We start from the raw sequence: 4,260 nt of genomic DNA on the forward strand, positions 1-4,260 counted from the left end.
GTAGAGAATAAAGATGGTAGTAAAACCATTTGGGTAGGAGAAACCGAATGGGTACACGGATTGCGTTGGGCAGTTGGAGTTACAATATATCCAGGAAAAAGTGTTATTGAAGCAAAAGTTAGATTAATGAATCCTACAGCATTGCCTCAATCGCAATATATGTGGGCAATTGCAGCAACACACGCAAATGAAAATTACCAATTAATTTATCCAACAGAGTATATGACCAATCATAATAAGTTTGAATATACTTCTTGGCCAATGAATAAGGGCAAAGATTTGTCTTGGTGGAAAAACATTCCGAATGCCAATAGTTATTTTGCAAATAATATTGGAAGTTTCTTTGGAGGGTTTGATCACGGAAAAAATGCAGGAACGGTTTTTACTGGAAACAAACATATTATTGTAGGTAAAAAATTCTGGACTTGGGGTGCTTCTCCTTTTGGGCGTATGTGGGATTGGATACTTTCAGATGGTGGTGGTCCGTATGCAGAACCTCAAGCAGGTGGATATACAGATAACCAACCAGATTTTCATTGGATGAATCCAGGAGAGGTAAAGTCATACAGCCATTTCTTTTTTCCAGTAAAAGAAATAGGAGGATTTAAAGAAGCAAATGAAAACGGAGCACTTAATTTAGAGTTTGCAAAAGGAGTTGTAAAAATAGGAGCGTATTCTACTTCTGTAGTTAAAAATGCAGTAGTTAGATTGACCTATAAAGGAGCAACTGTTTTTGAAAGAATTACAGATATTGATCCTTCAAAACCAGTTGTAGGTATTAGTACGGCAATACATAAAGATTTCCATAATTATAAACTAGAACTTTTAGATGCTAGAGGAAATGAGATTTTATCTTATAGCCCAGAAGTAGAAGCAACTACAGAAAAACCAAAAGGTGACATCGCTTATGAAGACCCTTCTTTGTTTGAAAGCACCGATGAATTATGGCATATTGGAGATTTCTTATATAAAAACAGAGATAAAAATACTGCATATAAGTTTTTTGTTGAAATCTTAGAGAAAGACTCATTAAATGTAAAAGCCAACCTTTCTATGGCTCAGATGGAAATTGAAAAAGGAGACTATAAAAATGCATTGAAGTATATTAATTCTGCTGCAAAACGTGCTAGAGACGATGGAAATTTATTTTATTTAAAAGGAGTTGTTAATGAAGGTTTGGAGAATCTTGAAGAAGCCTATAGCGCTTATTATAGAGCCACTCATTTTCAAGCGTATTTGTCGCAATCGTATGAAAGAATTGCTAAAATAGATTTGAAAAATCAAAATCCGAAGTTAGCATTAGAGCACTTAAATAAGGCGCTTACACAGAATATGGAGAGCCCGCAATTATGGGCAACAAAATCAGTAGTTTATAGGTTGCTAGGTCAGTATGATAATAGTACGCAAGCAATTGAAAAAGTGTTAGAATTTGATCCAATCAACTTTTGGGCTTTGAATGAAAAAAAGTTAATAGCAGATGCTGAAAAACTAAAAAGCGACACTACAGAAAAGTTGGTAACAGATTTGTTGTTAGATGATGCGCAATATTATATAGAATTGGCTATTTTTTATATGGATTTAGGCTTGTATAACAACGCATTGACTGTATTGAAGAAAGCCGAAACTATTTCAGAAGAAATAGCATTGGTTCAATATTACAAAGGGTTTTGTTATGATAAAATAGGTGATAAAGATGCTGCAGTAAAAGCATTTATTGAAGGAGGAAAATCGTCTATTGAAAATGTGTTCCCTTTTAGAAGAAAATCAATAGAGGTTTTTAACAAAGCATTAGCGTACGATAAAAATGATGAGAAGTCTTATTACTACTTAGGATTGATTTATAATGGTTTAAATAATGGAGAAAAAGCCTTAGATTATTTTGAAAAATCAAATCAGTTAAATCCAAAAAATGGAATGACTCTTAGGAATTTAGGCTATTTAAAAGGTGGGTTTAATGGTGTGGAAGCGGCTTTAGATGAGGCACGAGTATATTATGAAAAAGCTTTTATAGAACGACCTACAGATGATCTGATTTTAATGGAATTTGACAATCTAAAAAGGAGTTTAGATGAAGATCCAAAAGAAAGGTTGAAGTTTTTGAAAAAACATATAAAAGTGGTTGAAAAAAGAGATGACCTACTTTCGAGCATGTTAGATTTAATGGTTGTTTATGGTGAATATAAAACTCCTATCAATTATTACGAAACCCATGTGTTTAATAATAGAGAAGGGAAATACAACATTCATAATTCGTATATGAATTCCTACATCGGAATGGCTAAAGCAACTAAAAATCCTAAAAAAGCGTTAGATTTTTATAAAAAAGCAACCTTATATCCAGATAATTTAAAAGTAAAACCAAGAGAGCCTAATACACGCGGATTTTTGTATTATCCAATGGCATTACTTTATGAGAAAATTGGAGATAACGTAAAAGCTACAGAATACATAAATATTACAAAGAAGGAACATACTAAATTACCAACATTAGTAAATTACTATCAAGCATTGGCAATTCAAAAAATAAATGGTTTAAATGATAAAGAAGCATCTAAACTTATTTTTGAATTAGAGAATGAAGCTACCGAGCTTATTAATGGAAAAGTTAATGGGTATTTAAGGAAAGGACCAAATTTCAGAAAAGCTTTAGGCTACTATTATTTATCAGTTATTAGCAATGATAAAGGTGAACTAAAAGAATCTTTACAACAATTAAATATAGCGAAAAAATTGCACCAATTAATTGAACGAGATGCAATTATTTGGGCACAAACTACTTTCGCCGGATCAACACAGTAAGTATTGTAAAATGAAAAATAGAAAAGAAGAATACATACTGGTGGTTTGTCCAAACCCATCAATAGATACTTTTGCTTGGATTGAAGATTTTAAGAAGAAAGAAGCTAATCGAATAACTCATGAAGAATCGTACCCTGGTGGAAAAGGTGTACATGTTGCAATGGCTGCTGCTGAGATGGAAATACCTGTAAAATTATTAGGATTTTGGGGAGGTGCATCTGGAAAATGGATAAAAGAAGAGTGTGAGGAAAGGTATTCAAATATAGAATGTATTGGGCCGGAAGTAAAAGGACTTTCTAGAACCTGTTATACATTTAAATCAGATTCCTTGTTTGATGATACTGAGATTTTAGGCAAAGGACCTTCCGTAACTTCAGAAGACCTTTCAGAATTTTTTAAAGAGGCAGAAAACTATATTTCAAACGCAAAATGTGTTGTAATGAGTGGTTCTTGGGTGGATGGTATTGAAGATGGATACCAAACGTTGGTAAAAAAAACCAACAGTTACCAAAAAGATGTCTTTTTAGATTGTACAGGAACAAATTTAGAGAATGCATTGAAAGAATCTCCTTATTTAGTTCATCTAAATAAATCGGAGGTGCAAAATTTCACAGGAAAAACAAATATTATTGAGGCTGGAACTGAATTACTAAAGTATTGTGAAGTTGTGGCAATAACTGATGGATCAAAAGGGTTGCACTTAATGTCTGCAAATGAGCATATTCAAGTAAGCCATCAATTAGACACTATTTATAGTACTATAGGCAGTGGAGATTGCCTTACTGCAGGTCTAGCTTTGGCATATAGCGAAGAATTAAATTTTGAAGGTATGGCAAAATTAGGAGCGTCTATGGGTGCAGCTAATTGTATTCGCAAGGAGCTAGGGTTATTGAATAAATCTGATGTTGAAGAATTAAAAAATAAAAGTAAAATAAGTAACATAGGATTATAAATAATACAAAGAACCATGAAAATTAAAGCATTTTATTTACTTTTTTTTATTTTGTTAGGAGGTTGTATTTCAGAAGAAGGAGTAACAATTACAGTGAAAAATAATTCAAGCAAGATTAGAAAAAATGCATCAGTAACTATTCTTTTGTCAGAGCTAATTTCTAAGCAAGAGCAAAAATATTCTTCAATTAGTTTTAAAGATATTAAAACAGATAAAACTTATACAAGTCAGTTAGTAGATGAAAATGGAGATGGAGAGAAAGAGTCTGTTCTTTTTCAGCCCACTTTAAAAGCAAATTCAACAAATGAATATGAAGTAGTTTTTTTAAATGAAAAAGCAAATTTAAAAAATAATGATATAACAACCTATTCTAGATTTGTCCCAGAGAGAATTGATGATTATGCCTGGGAAAATGATAGAGTAGCCTTTAGAACTTTTGGACCAAAAGCACAATTGCTTTTTGAAGAAGATAGAATGGAAGGGAAAGACAAAGGAACAATTTCTAGTGG

The 4,260-nt window shown here is 32.3% G+C and carries 3 protein-coding genes; all 3 read left to right on the forward strand.

Annotated features, from left to right (window positions below; translation table 11 throughout):
- On the forward strand, window positions 1-2,799 hold a 2,799-nt coding region (locus GQ540_RS13005; protein ID WP_291801871.1), incomplete at its 5' end, for a DUF5107 domain-containing protein.
- Between the two features lie 10 nt (window positions 2,800-2,809).
- Window positions 2,810-3,751, forward strand: a complete 942-nt coding sequence (locus GQ540_RS13010; protein ID WP_291801874.1) for a 1-phosphofructokinase family hexose kinase — start codon at window positions 2,810-2,812, stop codon at window positions 3,749-3,751.
- A 15-nt stretch (window positions 3,752-3,766) separates the two neighbouring features.
- The coding region (locus tag GQ540_RS13015; RefSeq protein ID WP_291801877.1) for a DUF4861 family protein at window positions 3,767-4,260 on the forward strand (494 nt) is incomplete at its 3' end.

Origin of the sequence: Lutibacter sp., from assembly GCF_013139515.1 — a bacterium.
Classification (GTDB): domain Bacteria; phylum Bacteroidota; class Bacteroidia; order Flavobacteriales; family Flavobacteriaceae; genus Lutibacter.